Here is a 16,258-nt window from a genome sequence, read left to right on the forward strand (position 1 = left end):
CCGGTGACGGCACAGCCCCGCGCAATCGGGACGGCGCTGATTCAGACCAAACTGCGCGGCACGCAGACGGTTCTGGATGACTTCCGCCTGTCCGGGTCCTGTCGGATGCTGTTCCCACGACGCACGGACCCGGTTCTTGAGGGTGTGTTACTGAACACCTCGGGTGGCGTGACCGGAGGTGACAGTTTTGAAACACGCGCTGTGGCTGGCACCGACACGCATCTTACCCTGACAACGCAAGCTGCCGAACGCGCCTATCGCAGCATTGACGCCCAGCCGGGCCGCATTCGCACACATCTGACTTTGCAAGACGGCGCACAGCTCAACTGGCTGCCTCAGGAAACCATCCTGTTTGATGGCGCGTCCATCGACAGATCACTGGACATCGACATACCATCGTCAGCGCGGCTTTTGATGGTTGAACCGATGATCTTCGGCCGTACCGCGATGGGCGAAACCATCCGAAACGCCAACGTGCGCGACCGCATCACCCTGCGCCGCGACGGCCAGGTCACGTTTGCCGACCGCATTGCGCTGGACGGTGATGTTCAGTCCCACCTTGATCGCCCCTTTATCGCGGGTGGCGCGCGCGCCATGGCCGCCATTTTGCTGGCCGCCCCCGATGCAGAGCGCCATCTGCCATCCATGCGCGCCTGCCTTCCCCAATCCTGCGGCGTCAGCCTGATCCGCGATGGCCTGCTGTTTGCCCGCCTGCTGGCCGAGGACGGCCACGCGTTGCGCCAAATTCTGATACCTGCCCTGCGCATTTTGCGTGGTGGTGACCTTCCCCGAACATGGATGCTCTGACATGCAACTTACCCCCCGAGAAAAGGACAAACTGCTGGTCGCCATGGCCGCCGAGGTGGCGCGCAAGCGTCTGGCCCGTGGTGTCCTGCTGAACCACCCCGAAGCCATCGCCCTGATCACTGACGCCGTGGTCGAAGGCGCGCGCGATGGCCGTTCCGTCGCGGACATGATGCAGGCCGGTGCTCAGGTGATCGGACGCGAACACTGCATGGATGGCATCGCCGAAATGATCCACGAAGTGCAGGTCGAAGCCACATTTCCCGACGGGACCAAACTTGTCACAGTGCACGATCCGATCCGCTAAGATACAGGAACCCTTATGAAATATTTCCTCACATCCGCCGCCGCCCTGATTTCCACTCCACTTTTCGCGCATGAGGGCCTGCACATGCACCCCCATGCGTCTGACCCCTCGTGGCTGCCACTGATTGCGGGCACGGTTGTCGTGGCCGGTCTGGCCCGCCTGCTCTGGGCCCGCCGATGATTCCTGGCGAACTGATCCCGGCCTCTGGCGATCTGGAACTCAACTCCGGCGCCACCGTCACTGTTTTAATGGTGGCCAATACCGGCGACCGGCCTGTTCAGGTCGGCAGCCACTATCATTTTGCCGAAACCAACCCGGCGCTTGAATTTGACCGCGCCGCAGCCACGGGCCAACGGCTTGATATCGCCGCTGGCACCGCTGTTCGTTTTGAACCGGGTCAACGCCGCGAAGTGGCGCTGATTCCTCTTTCAGGCGCGCGAACTGTTTATGGATTTAATCAAATAGTCATGGGCCCGCTTTCGTGACTGATCACAAAAAGAGATCTGATATGACCTACCTAACCACCACCCCGCTTGCCGCGCCAATCGCCGGTTTCACTCTGTTTTCAACTCTGCTGGAAAAACAGATGCGTTTCACCTACGCGTTTGGTCAGGCGATGATTGAATCCAACCCGCTGCTGCGCCCCGCCGCGACTCCGGCGCGTGAATTTGTCGCCAAGCCTGCCGCAAAACCCGTCGTCAAGCCCCCCGTCAGAGCCAAAGCCAAACCGGCTGCAAAGACGAAAGCAACGGTGACAAAGCTCGTGGACGCCGCTCCTGAAAAAGCACCCAAACCAGCGCCCAAGCCGAAAACCACCAAAGTTGCTCCAGCAGTTGCGAAAACTATTGTCGCAAAACCGGCGCCAGCCAAAGTTGCACCTGTCAAAGCCGCACCTGCCAAATCTATCCCGGCCAAAGCCGCTCCAGCCAAAACGACCCCGGCGGTAAGCACACCAAAACCGGCCCCTGTTGTGGCAAAAGTGGCCGCGACGCCCGCACCAAAGGCGACGCCAGTTCCTGTCATGCCAGCGCCCGCCGCCAAAGTGGCGCCCAAAACGGGCGAACCGAAACCGGTCAGCAAAACAGTTGCGCCGCAACAGTCTGCCACCAAGCCAGCAACCAAGGCAACGGCCCCCAAACCAGCCTCACGTCGCCCGCGCGCACCTTCCAAACCCCCGACACTTCAGGGCGGCAAAACAACTAAATAACAGCGCACAGATCAGGCATGAGCGGGCCCAAGACCCTCAGCCCTTCCAATGGTCCAACTGTGCCTTGATCTGAGCTTCGCTGCAAAACACACCCGAACGTCAAACGGAACCACGCCAAATGCCTGCAACAATTTCTCGCTCTGACTATGCCGCCATGTTCGGCCCCACCACTGGCGACAAGCTGCGGCTGGCCGATACCGATCTGATCATCGAAGTCGAACGTGATCTGACTGCCGAAGCCGTTGGCGCTGCTCAGAGCGGCGGTTCCGGTCAAAATGCAGCCGTATATGGCGAAGAGGTCAAATTTGGCGGCGGCAAGGTGATCCGCGACGGTATGGGACAGTCTCAGGTCACGCGGGCGGGTGGCGCGGTGGACACCGTGATCACCAATGCTCTGATCGTCGACTGGACGGGTATCTACAAGGCGGATGTCGGTCTCAAAAACGGGCGCATTCACAAGATCGGCAAGGCGGGCAACCCCGACACGCAACCCGGTGTCGACATCATTGTTGGCCCCGGCACCGAAGCGATTGCAGGCGAAGGCCGCATCCTGACCGCTGGCGGATTTGACAGCCATATCCACTTTATTTGCCCCCAGCAGATCGACGACGCGCTGCATTCCGGCCTGACCACGATGCTGGGCGGGGGCACCGGCCCGGCACATGGCACGCTGGCCACCACCTGTACCCCCGGCCCGTGGCATCTCGGGCGCATGATGCAGGCGGCGGATGCGTTTCCGATGAACCTCGCCTTTGCAGGCAAGGGCAACGCCTCGCTGCCCGCCGCGCTGGAGGAACAGGTCAAGGGTGGCGCCTGTGCGCTGAAACTGCACGAAGACTGGGGCACCACGCCCGCCGCCATCGATTGTTGCCTTGGTGTGGCTGACGACATGGACGTACAGGTTATGATCCACACCGACACGCTGAACGAATCCGGCTTTGTCGAAAACACCGTCGCCGCCATGAAAGGCCGCACCATTCATGCCTTTCACACCGAAGGCGCAGGCGGCGGTCACGCGCCGGACATCATCAAAATCTGCGGCGAAGAACATGTTCTGCCCTCGTCCACCAACCCGACCCGCCCCTTTACGGTGAACACCGTCGACGAACATCTCGACATGCTGATGGTGTGCCACCACCTTGATAAATCGATCCCCGAAGACGTCGCCTTTGCCGAAAGCCGTATCCGCCGCGAAACCATCGCCGCCGAAGACATCCTGCATGACATGGGCGCCTTTTCGATCATCGCATCCGACAGTCAGGCCATGGGGCGCGTGGGCGAAGTGTTGATCCGCACATGGCAAACCGCTGACAAGATGAAGAAACAACGCGGCGCCCTGCCCGAGGAAACCGGCGACAACGACAATCAACGCGTGCGCCGCTATATCGCCAAATACACCATCAACCCGGCCATCGCACACGGGCTCAGCCGCGACATCGGCTCGATCGAAGAAGGCAAACGCGCCGATCTGGTCCTGTGGTCGCCCGCATTCTTTGGCGTGAAACCGGAGATGGTTTTGCTGGGCGGCACCATCGCCTGTGCCCAAATGGGCGACCCCAACGCCTCGATCCCGACACCACAGCCGGTCTACAGCCGCCCGATGTTTGGCGCCTATGGCCGCTCGGTCGAACACTCTGCCGTCACGTTTGTCTCACAAGCCGCGCAGGACGAAGGCATTGCAGATACACTTGGGCTGGCCAAGACCACGGTCCCGGTTCACAACACCCGCAACATCGGAAAATCCGACCTGCGCCTGAACACCGCTACACCCGAAATCGAGGTGAACCCCGAGACCTACGAAGTGCGCGCAGACGGCGAGTTACTGACCTGCCAACCCGCAGACGTGCTGCCCATGGCGCAGCGCTACTTCATGTTCTAAGGATTAGAAGCCACATGAGTTGGACACACAAATACTGGGATATGCTGGAACAAATTTATTGGACGCCTGACTATTTGGGTATGAAGTCTATTCCGCAACGCTTCTGGCAAAAAGAACAAGGGCGTGTTTCCGTACCGGATGACATGGTCAATTTCAAAGGGCCACTTTACCGACGGGTAACAACGGCAAAAACTTTCCCTGAGTTTGCAAACAGACAAGAAGAACTCTTCAATCACATTTTTGACTTTACATTTGGTATACTTGATGAACGCGGAGCTCGACAAGTTTTCTCGTCGACTTGTGGGAAGGAGGCTTCAAGCCCTCTCTATTCTCTTGGTGCAGATTTTGGAAAGCAAATCGGTGATCCAAGTTTAAGGGATTTCAGCCAGCCTGATGGTTTTTTCGTTGCCGAAGACTGGGTGCTCGGGGTTGAAATAAAGTTTAACGCAAGCACCTCCTTGGATCAAATCGCAAAGTATATTCTGGCCTTTGCAACAGAGTATGCGTTTTCGCAGCAGAGCAAAAAATACAGCCTACTATACATTTCACCACGGCCCGAAAAACTACTTACGGAACATCTAGAAAAATGTGGCGGCCAATTTGTATGCCCCGGTTTCGAAGTACTCTTAAATGGAGCAAAGAACAGCATCAAGGGTCGACTCGAAGAGAAAAAAACGCCCATACATTACGTGCTATCAAACCTGCAGATTGTCAGTATTAGCTGGCAAGATTTTGCACTTGCTCTTCAATCCTATTTAGAGAGGTACTGCGGCACAGATGTGCCGAATTTGACTCACCAAAAACTAGTCCAGGGTTTAATCCACGAAATTTTCAAGCATCCACATTCTGGAATTCTAAGCTCGCGCATGGGTAACGCTACATGAACAAATCATTTGTGTTGATAACTGCAGGGTTCGGCATTTTGTCTACACTAATTTCTGGCCCAGCCCTCGCAGATTGCCCCACCGTGGCCGATATGGAAACCGGTATCCGCCTGACCGATCTTGACGGAGGCACGGAAACCTACCGCACTCAATCCACCTACTTTGTCAAAGGCGTCTACAACGACACTGCTGCGTCCGGCTCCGAATACCTGCTGATGAAGGGCATCTACCTTGTCGAGCAGTTCGACTTCGAAAACGGTAGCCCGGTCTCCGGCAGCCGTTCCACCCACGCCTTTCCCCTCAAACCCGCCGATGCGCCCTTGCCAGTGGACGGAGCGCGCTGGGACACCGAGGTTCTCAGTCTGAGTGGCGGCGAAGTGCTCAGCGAGCGGGAAAGCTACATTTTTGGGCCATTGACCGAGATCACTTTGGGCGGATGCAGCTATGACATGAATCCCATCATTACAATCTACCACGACGAAGACGGTTACGAGGAGAAACTGCATTATCTTCCTGAATTAGGGTTCGCGTACCTGGTTGAGATCAAAGAAAGAAACAAACCCGCCGACCGCTTCACCTATACACGCATAGAGTCTGTGCAAAACTGAAATGCCGCATTGCAGCAAATGCAACACGGCTATGCCAAAAAAGGCCTACACATGGCAGCAATCATGACCCATATCTTGAACCAAGGGAGGAACTTTCTTCCAATTCCAAAAGAGGTTCAAAATGGCACATACAGCTACTCAAGCCGTCCATCATCGCTCACTGGCCTCCACCCTGGCCGCACCCTTTGTTACATTCGGCAACTGGCTGATCGCAATCGGCGAAAAAGACAGCAGATACCGTCGGGCGCAATTTCTGGCCTCATTGACCGACGAACAGTTGGCGGTGCGCGGTCTGAAGCGCGAAGACATTGCACGCGAAGCGTTCGGCGCAAGCTTCCACGTCTGACCCAGTCCGGGGCGGTTATGGCTAAGCGGGGGTTCTCATGACAGCCTCCCTGCCAACCGCCCGCGACTATCACGCGCATGCACATGGCCCCGTATCCGGCCACGTCGCCCTGACCTACGAAGACCGCTTTTTGCGCCGCAAAACGCTGGTGCTGACCCAAGGCGAACGCATCCTTGTCGATCTGCCCCGCACCACGTCTCTGGATCATGACGGTGTTCTGATTCTGACGGACGGACGCCAGATAGGTGTTCAGGCCGCGCCGGAACCGCTCCTGCAGATCACGGCACCTGACCTCACCCGCATTGCGTGGCACGTCGGAAATCGGCACACACCCTGCCAAATACTGGGCAATCGCCTGCTGATTCAGCCCGACCACGTGATCCGCGACATGCTGATCCTGCTGGGGGCCACAGTCACCGACGTCACCGAACCCTTCACCCCCGAAGGCGGCGCCTACGGGCATGGCCGCACGCATGGCCACGATCATTCGCATTCCCATGCCGATTGATCCGATCCTCACCCTGACGCAATGGCTGTCACCCGCCTACCCGGTCGGCGCATTCAGCTATAGTCATGGCCTCGAACAGGCTGTGCACGCAGGGCGCGTGCACGACGCCAACAGCTTCTCAGACTGGCTAAGCGATGTTTTACAACACGGCGCCGGACGCAACGATGTGATCCTGCTGGCCGTAGCATGGCACAGCGCCAACCCGGAAACCCTGCAGGACATTGATGACCTCGCGCGCGCGCTCGCCCCCTCGGCCGAACGCCTGCTGGAAACCGACCAACAAGGCGCGGCATTTGCGCAAACCACCGCGGCCGTGTTTGCCACGGATTTGACTGCCCTGACCTATCCTGTCGCCGTCGGACGCGCCGCCCGGCTGCAAAACCTGCCGCTTCGCGACACCGCCCGCCTGTTCCTGCACGCGTTTGCCGCCAACCTCACATCCGCCGCGATCCGCCTTGTGCCACTGGGCCAAACCGCAGGCCAGTCCGCGCTGCACGCGATCACCCCGCTGTGCCAGTCAATCGCGGACCACGCGATCACCCAACCGCCAGATGCAATTGCCGCCTCGGCCTTTGCCACCGACATCGCATCGATGACCCACGAAACCCAATATTCAAGGCTCTTTCGCTCATGACCTCTCCCAATGGCCCATTGCGTATCGGCATCGGCGGCCCTGTCGGCGCCGGAAAAACCACCCTGACCGCTAATCTCTGCCGCGCCCTGCGCGACACGCTTTCGGTCGCGGTTGTGACAAATGACATCTACACTCAGGAGGACGCCGAAGAACTGATGCGCCAACAGGTGTTGCCGCTCGAGCGGATCAAAGGCGTCGAAACCGGCGGCTGCCCGCACACCGCCATCCGCGAAGACGCCAGCATCAACCTTGCCGCCATCGCCGATTTGAACAAAGACTTTCCCGATCTGGATGTGGTGTTGATCGAATCCGGTGGTGACAACCTCTCCGCCACGTTCAGCCCGGAACTCGCGGACCTCACCATCTACGTGATCGACGTTGCTGCCGGTGAAGAAATCCCGCGCAAAGGTGGCCCCGCCATAACCCGCTCCGATATCCTCGTGATCAACAAAACCGATCTGGCCCCTCACGTCGGTGCGTCGCTGGATGTGATGCAACGCGACGCCGCCAAAATGCGCGCCGGTCGCCCCTTTGTCTTCGCCGCCCTGCGCCACGGCACCGGCGTCGACCAGATCCTGCCCCTGATCGCAGAAATCGGCGGCCTGCCTACCCTGCCCTAGGGCACCGCCTGATCACGACCCAAACATTCATCTTCCCCAAATACTCCGGTGCGCGAGGCAGCGCCTCGCCCCGAGCACCGCCAGGTGCGCAAAACCTGTGCGCCAAAGGCGCGCCGCCGGTTTGCCTGGGCAAAGATGACAACGACGCTCAAACCCTGTATTCCCGAACAAGCTCCCAAGGCCTCAATTCACAAGGGAAACCGAAACAGGAAACGCACGATGTCTGACCTGACCACATGCATCAGGGACTGGCTTTTGTCCCGGGCTCTGGAAGACTTCGATCTTCAGGACACGCTGTCCGGGTTCGGCACGCGACTGGTGCAGGGCGGCCTGCCTGTCGCGAGAATTTCTCTGGGCCGTCCGATGATGCATCCCATCATTGGCCTGATGTCTCTGGTCTGGGACGCCGACACAGACCGCGTATCGCTGGACATCACCCCACGCCACCGAGTCGCCCGAGAAGAATCCCGAAGATCGCCGTTTGGCGATCTGCTTCAGGGCCGGGTCACCAAATTGCATGCTGACCCGCGCAAATCCCCCGGGCATGATGACTATGTCCTGTTTCGTCAGTTTGCTGATGAAGGCATGACCGATTATGTCGCCCATCTGGTTGAATTCGGCGCCAAATGGACCACGTCGGATCATGGTCAGTATCTGGCCGTCGGCGGGCTGATATCTTTTTCAACCCGACGCTTCAGCGGCTTTTCCCCGTCAGAGCTCCAAACCATCGATGACCTTCTCAAGCCGCTCTTTGTCTGTGTACGCATGGCCACAGAACGCTTTCTGGCGTCCGAACTGCTCGAAGCATATCTCGGCCAGACCACCGGTCAGCGCGTGTTAACAGGTCAGTCTGCGCGCGGCGATGTTCAGAGCATCGACTGCGTTTTGCTCTACAGCGACCTGCGCAATTCTACGGGTCTGTCTCAGGACCTGGATACCAGTTGTTACCTCAAAACCCTGAATCAATATTTTGACTGCACAGCTGGCGCTGTGCTGGATCATGGTGGCGAAGTGCTCAAATTCGTGGGCGACGGCATCCTTGCAATTTTTCCAATCGAAACGGGCTCACGCCCGCGTGCCAACATGTGTAACGCGGCACTGTCCTCAGCGCGCGAGTCCTTTGCCCGCGCACTCGAAATCAATCATAAACGTCAGGCCGAAGACCTGCCCGAGTTCAGCTTTGGCGTGGCACTGCATGTCGGCCATGTGATCTACGGCAATGTCGGCACACTCAAACGTCTGGACTTTACCGCCACCGGCGCCGCCGTTGCCCTTGTCAGCCGCTGCGAAACGTTAACCCGAGACCTGAACCAGCCGCTTGTGGCAACACGCGAATTTGCGCGCGCCTGCGCCGCTTCGTCGGCGGATCAGGGACAACATGTCCTGCGTGGCTTTGACGACCCGGTTGATCTGGTCGCCTATGATGTCAGCGCCCCCTGACGAAACCGACGCATTACCGACGCCACAACGACGGGATGCCGAGACACCCAATCCCCCAAAAGCGCACCCGACACCTGACCGCTTCAATCACCCGGAATTTTGCGTTAAGAGCGCTCAAACTACCTTGGACCCGGCGCATGATCGAGATCACAAATGTCAGCCTCAGCTACGGCACCCGCACGGTGCTGCATGACATCTCGCTCACCCTCAGCGAACGTCGCATCGCCATCATTGGTGCCAACGGTTCGGGCAAATCAAGCTTCGCCCGCCTGCTCAACGGTCTGGTTCTGCCCAGCACAGGCGACGTTCAGGTCGCAGGCCTCAACACCCGCAATCATGGCAAGGATGTCCGGCAAAAAGTGGGCTTTGTATTTCAGAACCCCGACAACCAGATCGTCTTTCCCGTGGTCGAAGAAGACCTCGCTTTTGGCATGAAAAACCTAGGGTTTTCAAAGGATAAGATTGCCGCCAAGACAACCGAAATCCTGACACGATATGACATGCAGGATTTGCGCGAACACCCTGCACATCTGTTGTCGGGTGGTCAGAAACAATTGCTCGCAATCTCGGGCGTGCTGGTCATGGACCCGGCCATTGTTGTGCTGGACGAACCCACAACCCTGCTTGATCTGCGCAACAAACGGCGCATTGCCGCCGCACTGGACGCGCTGGATCAGACCATCATTCTCGCCACCCACGATCTAGACCTGATCTCTGACTATGACCGGGTTCTGGTGTTCGAAGAAGGCCGTGTTGTGATCGACGACATCCCCGCCACCGCCATCCCGGCATATGAACGGTTGATGGCCTGATGCTTGACCTCTACTCACCGGGCACCTCGCCGCTGCACCGCCTGTCACCGGGCCCGAAAATCGGTGCGCTGATGCTGGGCGGCACCACGCTTTTTCTGTTTGAAAACATATGGGTAACGCTTACGGCACTGACCCTTGTGCTGGCGTTCTATGCCCTCGCAAGGCTCACACTCCGGCAGGCATGGAACCAGACCCGCCCGGTACTGTGGATCCTGCTATTTTTCCTCGCACTGCAATGGTGGCTCAGCGGCCCCGAGCTTGCCGCCTTTGTCGTTCTGCGCCTGACCACATTGCTGATGCTCGCCGGTCTGGTCACGCTGACCACTCGTTCCAGCGACATGATCGACACCATCACCCACGCCCTGCGATTTCTGCGCCCGATTGGCGTGAACCCGGCCAAGGTCGGACTGGCCATTTCGCTGGCCCTGCGCTTCATCCCCGTTCTGGCACAGCTCACCACCGAAGTGCGTGAGGCGCAAAAAGCGCGCGGGCTGGAACGTTCGATCATCGCCACAGCCATGCCCGTCGCCATTCGTATGCTTAAAATGGCGGACGATATTTCTGATGCGATCGAGGCGCGGGGATACCGTCCTTAAACGGGCCGAACCAGCGCTGATACAAAGCCAACACTTGCCTTTTCGCACCCGCAGCATTACCACGCCCGCCATCCTCCAAGTTGTCAACGACACAAAGGAAACGCACAACATGGACACCAAGAGCATCGTCTATATCGCTCTGTTCGCCGCCCTCACCGCCGCGCTGGCTCTTTTTCCACCAATCAGCTTTGCCGGTCTGGGCCTGCCCCCGATCACCGCGCAATCGCTTGGCGTAATGCTTGCCGGCGCATTGGCCGGTGCCCGCCGTGGCGGTCTGGCGCTGGCGCTGTTTATCGTGCTGGTCGCTGTAGGTCTGCCGCTCTTGTCCGGCGGACGCGGAGGCTTTGGCGTCTTGCTTGGCGCATCCGGCGGCTTCCTTCTGGCATGGCCGGTCGCGGCATGTGTCATTGGCTGGTTGCTGGAACGTAACCGGGACGCAGGGCTGGTCAAAATGGCCGCCATTATCGCCTTTGGCGGTATCCTGGTGATGTATGCGATTGGCATCCCGTGGATGGCGCTTGTCGCCAAGCTTCCGCTCAGCAAAGCCGTGACCATCATGCTGGCCTATATCCCCGGCGACCTGATCAAAGTGGTGTTGGCGGCGATCATCACACGAGGCGTGCGCCGGGCTTATCCGGCGCTCTGATCCATGCCGCTGTCCGCGCCACTCGCAACCCATGCCCGCCAGCGCCCCCAGGCGTTGGCGGTTTGTGTTTCCGGACAGTCGCTGACCTATCAAGAGCTTGTGCGTCAGGTGTCGGGCCTTGATCGCTGGGCACAGGTGCAGCCCGCAACACCTCAACCCGGCGTGTCATTACCACCCCAAGGCCGCCTGATTGCCACGTCGCTTGGCAACCATCCGTCTGCCGCCGTTGTGCTGGCCACCGGGATGGCCACCCATCACGGTGTCATGGTCATGGACCCATCCTGGCCTGCCACGCAACTGGCCGACATGCTGACTTTGCCGCGCCCAGATGTTCTGGTGGCCCTGTCTCATCAAAACAGGCTGATCGCGCAGGCCAACACGCTTGGCATACCCATCTGTCTCGCTGATCTGGCGCTGCCTGAACCTTGCGACTTCCACCCCACGACACCCGATCCCCAAGGCACCTTTCTGGTTGGCTTCACCAGCGGTACAACCGCCCGCCCCAAGGCCTTTGCCCGTAACCGCCACAGCTGGCAGGCCAGCCTCCGCGCCGGGAAACCTGTGTTCGATCTTGACCCAAGCACCCACACGCTGGCCCCCGGACCGCTGTCCCACGGTCTGACACTTTATGCCTTTGCCGAAACACTGGATGCAGGCGCGTCGTTTTATGGGCTGGATCATTTCGACGCCTTTGCCGCATCCCACCTGATGCACACCCAGCCAGTCCGCCGCCTCGTCGCTGTGCCTTCTATGATCCAGACAATTGCCACACGCGGCCCGTTCGCTGACATGACAAACGTGACCACGGCGGGCTCGAAACTCGACGCGCACCGCCTGACCGAATTGCGCAGCGCATTTCCAGCTGCCACGATCCACGAGTATTACGGCGCATCCGAGCTGGGCTTTGTCAGCGTCGCGCATCACGCACAAACAGGCTCCAGCGCCCCGCCCCACAGCGTCGGCCACCCGTTTGCGCATGTCGACATGCGCATGATGCAGGACGGATCCGACGTAGAACCGGGACAGGACGGCACTATATTTGTACGCGGTGATCTGGCGATTGCGGGCTACTTGTCCGGCGGACGCAACAGCGGCTTTCGCCGTCAGGGCGACTGGGCCACAGTTGGCGATATTGGCCGCCAGAATGACGATGGCAGCCTGACATTGCTGGGCCGCGAAGGCGGAATGGTTCTGAGCGGTGGCTTCAACGTCTACCCTCAGGAAGTCGCAGCGCATCTGACAAACTGCCCCGGTGTCGACTCTGCCGTGGTGCTCAGCCAACCCGACCGCGCGCGTGGTCAGGTATTGGCAGCGGTGATCCTGCCCGCGCCCGATTTCAAACCTCAAAATTTACACAACCACATCGCCAGACATCTACCACGCTACAAAACCCCGCGCGCCTTCTATACAGTCGCCGCGTGGCCCCGCACCCAAAGCGGCAAGATCGCGCAGGCCACACTTGAAACATGGCTGACAGAAAGTGACCCCCGCCTTGCCCCGCTTGAACCTGCCCGCTGACCGCCAACCGGTTATCATCGCTGCCCGGCGCAGCGCCATCGGTCGTGCGGGCGGCATGTTCTCCGGGCTGGAAATCGAAGAGATTGCCGCCCCCGTCCTGCAAGCGGTCGCGCAGGACGCCAGGCTTGAACCTGCAGAAATTGACGACGTCATCCTTGGCAACGCCGCAGGCCCCGGCGGTAATGTCGCCCGCCTCTCGCTGTTGCAGGCCGGGTTTCCGACTTCAGTTCCCGGCGTCACGGTCGACCGGCAATGCGGCTCGGGGCTGGAAGCGGTTATTCAGGCCTGTCGCCAGATCCAATCCGGCGCTGCCGATGTGATCCTGGCCGGCGGCGTCGAAAGCCAAAGCCGTGCGCCCCTGCGCCGCCTGCCCGCCACCAAAGACCTGAACGAACACAGCTACGCCCGCGCCCGCTTTGCGCCCGATACAATTGGTGACCCCGACATGGGGGCCGCAGCTGAAAACGTGGCAGAAACGTTTCACATCACCCGGGAAAGGCAGGACGCTTTTGCCCTGCAATCCCAAACCCGCGCCGATCACGCCCAGCGCGCAGGCGACTTTGTCGATGAAATAACGCCCGTCGACGGACAGTCCCAGGACGAGTGCATTCGCAACACCATGACAGCCCAACGCCTCGCCCGACTGCGCCCGGCCTTTCGCCCGGGTGGCACTGTGACCGTGGGCAATGCCTGCCCGCTGAACGACGGCGCAGCGGCACTTGTCGTCACCTCGCTCAGCCGCGCCCAAAAGCTGGGGCATGCACACGCTCTGGCCTTTGTTGACGCCGCCAGCGCCGGAGTCGTTCCGACCCAATTGGGCATCGGCCCCGTGGCCGCGACGCGAAAGCTGCTGTCCCGTAGGTCGGACATATCTTTGTCCGACCTGACACATCTGGAATTCAACGAAGCTTTTGCCGCCCAGGCACTGGCCTGCCTTGATCAGCTAAAGCTGCCCCAAACCCTGCCCAACCCGGCTGGCGGAGCCATTGCTCTGGGCCATCCGTTTGGCGCATCCGGCGCCATTCTGGTCACCCGGCTGTTTTCTCAGCTGGTGCGCCATCCGGCGCCCGCCTCATCACTCGCTATGGCCATGATCGGCATTGGCGGCGGTCAGGGACTGACGGCCGCGTTCCAGCCCATCGAGCTCTGAAACATATCGCAGGGCTCAAACACAAAACGGGGCCGCACATTGCGACCCCGTTCCTATTTCCAAACCCAGGACAGACTTAGTCGTCGTCTTCATCCAGCACCCGCACAGCACCCAGCGACGCGTTTGCCACATGGGCCGCATAGGCCTTGAGCGCCGTCGACACAGCACGCGGGCGGCCCACGGCCTTCCACGCTTTCTTGTCCGCCTGCGGATGCGCGACGCGGCGCGCGTCCAGAACCTCGTCTGACACGTTCAGCTGGATCGACCGCTCAGGCACCGAAATGGTGATCTTGTCGCCATCTTCTACCAACCCGATCACACCCTTTTCCGCCGCTTCCGGGGACGCGTGCCCAATCGACAAGCCTGCAGTCCCGCCCGAGAAACGCCCATCCGTGACCAACGCACAGGTGGTGTCCAGCTTCATCGATTTCAGATACGCGGTTGGATACAGCATTTCCTGCATGCCGGGTCCGCCCTTGGGGCCTTCATAGCGGATCACCACAACTGACCCCGGCTTGACCTTGCCGCCCAAAATGCCTTCAACCGCATCGTCCTGGGATTCAAACACAACCGCCGTGCCTTCGAATTCGTACATCTCTTTGATCACACCGGCGGTTTTCAGGATACAGCCCTGCTCCGCCAGATTGCCGAACAACACACACAAGCCACCTTCCTGGCTATACGCATTGTCAAAATCACGCACACAGCCGTCTTCGATGTCCAGATCCAGCTCGGTATACATGCGCGACTGGCTGAACGCCTCAACCGTGCGCACACCGCCCGGCGCGGCAATAAACAGATCACGCGCTTCGTTGCCCGCGCTTTCGCGGCGCACGTCCCACTTGTCGATAAATCCGCCAACCGTCTTTTCATGCACTGTGGCGCAATCGCGGTGGATTTTGCCCTCACGGTCCAGCTCGCCCAAAATACGCGCGATGCCACCGGCCCGGTGCACATCTTCCATGTGATACTTGGGCGTCGACGGCGCCACTTTGCACAGATGCGGGATCTGGCGGCTCATGCGGTCCATGTCAGCCATGGTGAAATCCACCTTACCCTCATAGGCAATCGCCAACAGGTGCAAAACTGTATTGGTGGACCCGCCCATCGCGATATCCAGCGCCATCGCGTTCTCAAATGCTTCAAACGTCGCAATACCGCGGGGCAGCGCGGTTACGTCGTCTTCCTTGTACCAACGATCACACAGCTCAACGATCTTCTGTCCGGCTTCTTCAAACAACGATTTGCGCTTGGAATGTGTGGCCAAAAGCGATCCATTGCCCGGCAATGCCAGACCCAGCGCTTCGGCCAGACAGTTCATCGAATTGGCGGTGAACATGCCGGAACACGATCCACAGGTTGGACAGGCCGAGCGCTCCAGCTTGTCGACTTCCTCCTGAGAGCGGTCCTGATCCGTCGCGCCCACAATAGCCGTCACCAGATCGGCTTTATGCTCGCCATCTTTCAACAGAACCTTGCCCGCTTCCATCGGCCCGCCCGAGACAAAGATCGCCGGGATGTTCAGACGCATCGCTGCCATCAGCATACCGGGCGTGATCTTGTCACAGTTCGAGATACAAACCAGCGCATCCGCGCAATGCGCGTTGGCCATATATTCCACGCTGTCGGCAATCACTTCACGTGAAGGCAGCGAATACAGCATGCCATCATGGCCCATCGCAATGCCATCATCCACAGCAATGGTGTTCATCTCTTTGGCAACACCACCGGCCTTTTCAATCTCACGCGCAACCAGCGACCCCATGTCTTTCAGGTGCACGTGCCCGGGCACAAACTCAGTGAACGAGTTGACCACGGCCACAATCGGCTTACCAAAATCCCCGGTTTTCATGCCGGTCGCACGCCACAAAGCGCGCGCAGCGGCCATACGGCGGCCAAAGGTAGAGGTTTTTGAACGAAGATCAGGCATGGCGGGCCTCCCTGGCTAAAGCGTGTCCCAGTCGCGGGTCTGGTCTCGACGGGTGCCATCCCAAGCCCGTATTTGCAAGAGACTCCTGCAATTTTGTGATGCCTGAGAGCCGGTTTTGCGCCGCCTATCAATGCTGTCTTTGACTAAGATGCTGGCTGGGGTCCGTGCCCCACACCGGTGGTTACAAAAACATAGTCCACCATCCGCCCCAATAATAATGTGGGAATCGGCTCGTTTTTTGGGCAAATCCTGCGATGAACCAACCTGCCGCAGGTCTGGAAATTAATACTTCGGTAAGAAATTCGCATTCCAGACGCTCAATAATCAGGCGAATACCGGAGCGTCCGCCCAAAAATCGAGCAGACGCCC

19 protein-coding genes are annotated in these 16,258 nt (G+C 59.4%); 18 read left to right on the top strand and 1 reads right to left on the bottom strand.

The annotated features are described in order from the left end of the window. Positions 1 to 3: 3 nt before the first annotated feature. From ABJI08_RS01065 to ABJI08_RS01150, 18 genes are all read left to right on the top strand, one after another. Positions 4 to 807: an urease accessory protein UreD gene (locus ABJI08_RS01065; protein WP_348399974.1), complete on the top strand. Its 804-nt coding sequence runs from the start codon at positions 4 to 6 to the stop codon at positions 805 to 807. Between the two features lies 1 nt (position 808). Next, on the top strand, positions 809 to 1,111 hold the full coding sequence (locus ABJI08_RS01070) for an urease subunit gamma (RefSeq protein ID WP_348399975.1): 303 nt from the start codon (positions 809 to 811) through the stop codon (positions 1,109 to 1,111). A 15-nt stretch (positions 1,112 to 1,126) separates the two neighbouring features. Continuing rightward, the gene (locus ABJI08_RS01075) at positions 1,127 to 1,291 is read left to right on the top strand and encodes a peptidase M23 (protein ID WP_348399976.1); all 165 of its coding nucleotides are present in this window, start codon (positions 1,127 to 1,129) and stop codon (positions 1,289 to 1,291) included. Then, positions 1,288 to 1,596, top strand: coding sequence for an urease subunit beta (locus ABJI08_RS01080; RefSeq protein WP_348399977.1), 309 nt, complete (start codon positions 1,288 to 1,290; stop codon positions 1,594 to 1,596). The genes ABJI08_RS01075 and ABJI08_RS01080 overlap by 4 nt, the downstream gene beginning before the upstream one ends. 23 nt (positions 1,597 to 1,619) lie before the next feature. Beyond that, the gene (locus ABJI08_RS01085; protein ID WP_348399978.1) at positions 1,620 to 2,318 is read left to right on the top strand and encodes a hypothetical protein; all 699 of its coding nucleotides are present in this window, start codon (positions 1,620 to 1,622) and stop codon (positions 2,316 to 2,318) included. Between the two features lie 118 nt (positions 2,319 to 2,436). Beyond that, a complete protein-coding gene (gene ureC, locus ABJI08_RS01090; RefSeq protein ID WP_348399979.1) occupies positions 2,437 to 4,197 on the top strand; it encodes an urease subunit alpha in 1,761 nt (586 codons plus the stop codon). A 41-nt stretch (positions 4,198 to 4,238) separates the two neighbouring features. Continuing rightward, complete coding sequence (locus ABJI08_RS01095) at positions 4,239 to 5,081, top strand: hypothetical protein (protein WP_348399980.1); 843 nt, start codon at positions 4,239 to 4,241, stop codon at positions 5,079 to 5,081. A 92-nt stretch (positions 5,082 to 5,173) separates the two neighbouring features. Then, positions 5,174 to 5,689: a hypothetical protein gene (locus ABJI08_RS01100; protein WP_348399981.1), complete on the top strand. Its 516-nt coding sequence runs from the start codon at positions 5,174 to 5,176 to the stop codon at positions 5,687 to 5,689. Positions 5,690 to 5,810: 121 nt separating this feature from the next. Next, positions 5,811 to 6,035, top strand: coding sequence for a DUF1127 domain-containing protein (locus ABJI08_RS01105; RefSeq protein WP_348399982.1), 225 nt, complete (start codon positions 5,811 to 5,813; stop codon positions 6,033 to 6,035). A gap of 37 nt (positions 6,036 to 6,072) precedes the next feature. Next, positions 6,073 to 6,543, top strand: a complete 471-nt coding sequence (locus ABJI08_RS01110) for an urease accessory protein UreE (RefSeq protein WP_348399983.1) — start codon at positions 6,073 to 6,075, stop codon at positions 6,541 to 6,543. After that, entirely contained in the window at positions 6,509 to 7,177 is a 669-nt protein-coding gene (locus ABJI08_RS01115) for an urease accessory protein UreF (protein ID WP_348399984.1), read from the top strand. The genes ABJI08_RS01110 and ABJI08_RS01115 overlap by 35 nt, the downstream gene beginning before the upstream one ends. Then, complete coding sequence (gene ureG, locus ABJI08_RS01120; protein WP_348399985.1) at positions 7,174 to 7,797, top strand: urease accessory protein UreG; 624 nt, start codon at positions 7,174 to 7,176, stop codon at positions 7,795 to 7,797. The genes ABJI08_RS01115 and ureG overlap by 4 nt, the downstream gene beginning before the upstream one ends. Positions 7,798 to 8,016: 219 nt before the next feature. Next, positions 8,017 to 9,237, top strand: a complete 1,221-nt coding sequence (locus ABJI08_RS01125) for an adenylate/guanylate cyclase domain-containing protein (protein WP_348399986.1) — start codon at positions 8,017 to 8,019, stop codon at positions 9,235 to 9,237. Between the two features lie 137 nt (positions 9,238 to 9,374). Beyond that, entirely contained in the window at positions 9,375 to 10,049 is a 675-nt protein-coding gene (locus ABJI08_RS01130) for an ABC transporter ATP-binding protein (protein ID WP_348399987.1), read from the top strand. Then, entirely contained in the window at positions 10,049 to 10,645 is a 597-nt protein-coding gene (locus ABJI08_RS01135; RefSeq protein ID WP_348399988.1) for an energy-coupling factor transporter transmembrane protein EcfT, read from the top strand. The genes ABJI08_RS01130 and ABJI08_RS01135 overlap by 1 nt, the downstream gene beginning before the upstream one ends. 109 nt (positions 10,646 to 10,754) lie before the next feature. Beyond that, on the top strand, positions 10,755 to 11,291 hold the full coding sequence (locus ABJI08_RS01140; protein ID WP_348399989.1) for a biotin transporter BioY: 537 nt from the start codon (positions 10,755 to 10,757) through the stop codon (positions 11,289 to 11,291). A gap of 3 nt (positions 11,292 to 11,294) precedes the next feature. Next, positions 11,295 to 12,809 (top strand): AMP-binding protein, encoded by a 1,515-nt coding sequence (locus ABJI08_RS01145; RefSeq protein WP_348399990.1) that lies wholly within the window; start codon positions 11,295 to 11,297, stop codon positions 12,807 to 12,809. After that, complete coding sequence (locus ABJI08_RS01150; protein WP_348399991.1) at positions 12,784 to 13,959, top strand: thiolase family protein; 1,176 nt, start codon at positions 12,784 to 12,786, stop codon at positions 13,957 to 13,959. Before ABJI08_RS01145 ends, ABJI08_RS01150 begins: the two co-directional genes overlap by 26 nt. A gap of 76 nt (positions 13,960 to 14,035) precedes the next feature. Here ABJI08_RS01150 and ilvD read toward each other — a convergent pair whose 3' ends face one another. Beyond that, positions 14,036 to 15,889, bottom strand: a complete 1,854-nt coding sequence (ilvD, locus tag ABJI08_RS01155) for a dihydroxy-acid dehydratase (RefSeq protein ID WP_348399992.1) — start codon at positions 15,887 to 15,889, stop codon at positions 14,036 to 14,038. Positions 15,890 to 16,258 lie beyond the last annotated feature (369 nt).

Source organism: Shimia sp. (assembly GCF_039969785.1).
In the GTDB taxonomy this organism is placed as follows: Bacteria; Pseudomonadota; Alphaproteobacteria; order Rhodobacterales; family Rhodobacteraceae; genus Shimia.

Coding starts and splice junctions, on each gene's coding strand:
- ABJI08_RS01125 (WP_348399986.1), top strand. CDS start 8,017: ATGTCTGACCTGACCACATGCATCAGGGACTGGCTTTTGTCCCGGGCT.
- ABJI08_RS01110 (WP_348399983.1), top strand. CDS start 6,073: ATGACAGCCTCCCTGCCAACCGCCCGCGACTATCACGCGCATGCACAT.
- ureG (WP_348399985.1), top strand. CDS start 7,174: ATGACCTCTCCCAATGGCCCATTGCGTATCGGCATCGGCGGCCCTGTC.
- ABJI08_RS01145 (WP_348399990.1), top strand. CDS start 11,295: ATGCCGCTGTCCGCGCCACTCGCAACCCATGCCCGCCAGCGCCCCCAG.
- ABJI08_RS01080 (WP_348399977.1), top strand. CDS start 1,288: ATGATTCCTGGCGAACTGATCCCGGCCTCTGGCGATCTGGAACTCAAC.
- ABJI08_RS01075 (WP_348399976.1), top strand. CDS start 1,127: ATGAAATATTTCCTCACATCCGCCGCCGCCCTGATTTCCACTCCACTT.
- ABJI08_RS01100 (WP_348399981.1), top strand. CDS start 5,174: ATGGAAACCGGTATCCGCCTGACCGATCTTGACGGAGGCACGGAAACC.
- ABJI08_RS01105 (WP_348399982.1), top strand. CDS start 5,811: ATGGCACATACAGCTACTCAAGCCGTCCATCATCGCTCACTGGCCTCC.
- ilvD (WP_348399992.1), bottom strand. CDS start 15,889: ATGCCTGATCTTCGTTCAAAAACCTCTACCTTTGGCCGCCGTATGGCC.
- ABJI08_RS01140 (WP_348399989.1), top strand. CDS start 10,755: ATGGACACCAAGAGCATCGTCTATATCGCTCTGTTCGCCGCCCTCACC.
- ABJI08_RS01085 (WP_348399978.1), top strand. CDS start 1,620: ATGACCTACCTAACCACCACCCCGCTTGCCGCGCCAATCGCCGGTTTC.
- ABJI08_RS01130 (WP_348399987.1), top strand. CDS start 9,375: ATGATCGAGATCACAAATGTCAGCCTCAGCTACGGCACCCGCACGGTG.
- ureC (WP_348399979.1), top strand. CDS start 2,437: ATGCCTGCAACAATTTCTCGCTCTGACTATGCCGCCATGTTCGGCCCC.
- ABJI08_RS01135 (WP_348399988.1), top strand. CDS start 10,049: ATGCTTGACCTCTACTCACCGGGCACCTCGCCGCTGCACCGCCTGTCA.
- ABJI08_RS01095 (WP_348399980.1), top strand. CDS start 4,239: ATGCTGGAACAAATTTATTGGACGCCTGACTATTTGGGTATGAAGTCT.
- ABJI08_RS01115 (WP_348399984.1), top strand. CDS start 6,509: ATGGCCACGATCATTCGCATTCCCATGCCGATTGATCCGATCCTCACC.
- ABJI08_RS01070 (WP_348399975.1), top strand. CDS start 809: ATGCAACTTACCCCCCGAGAAAAGGACAAACTGCTGGTCGCCATGGCC.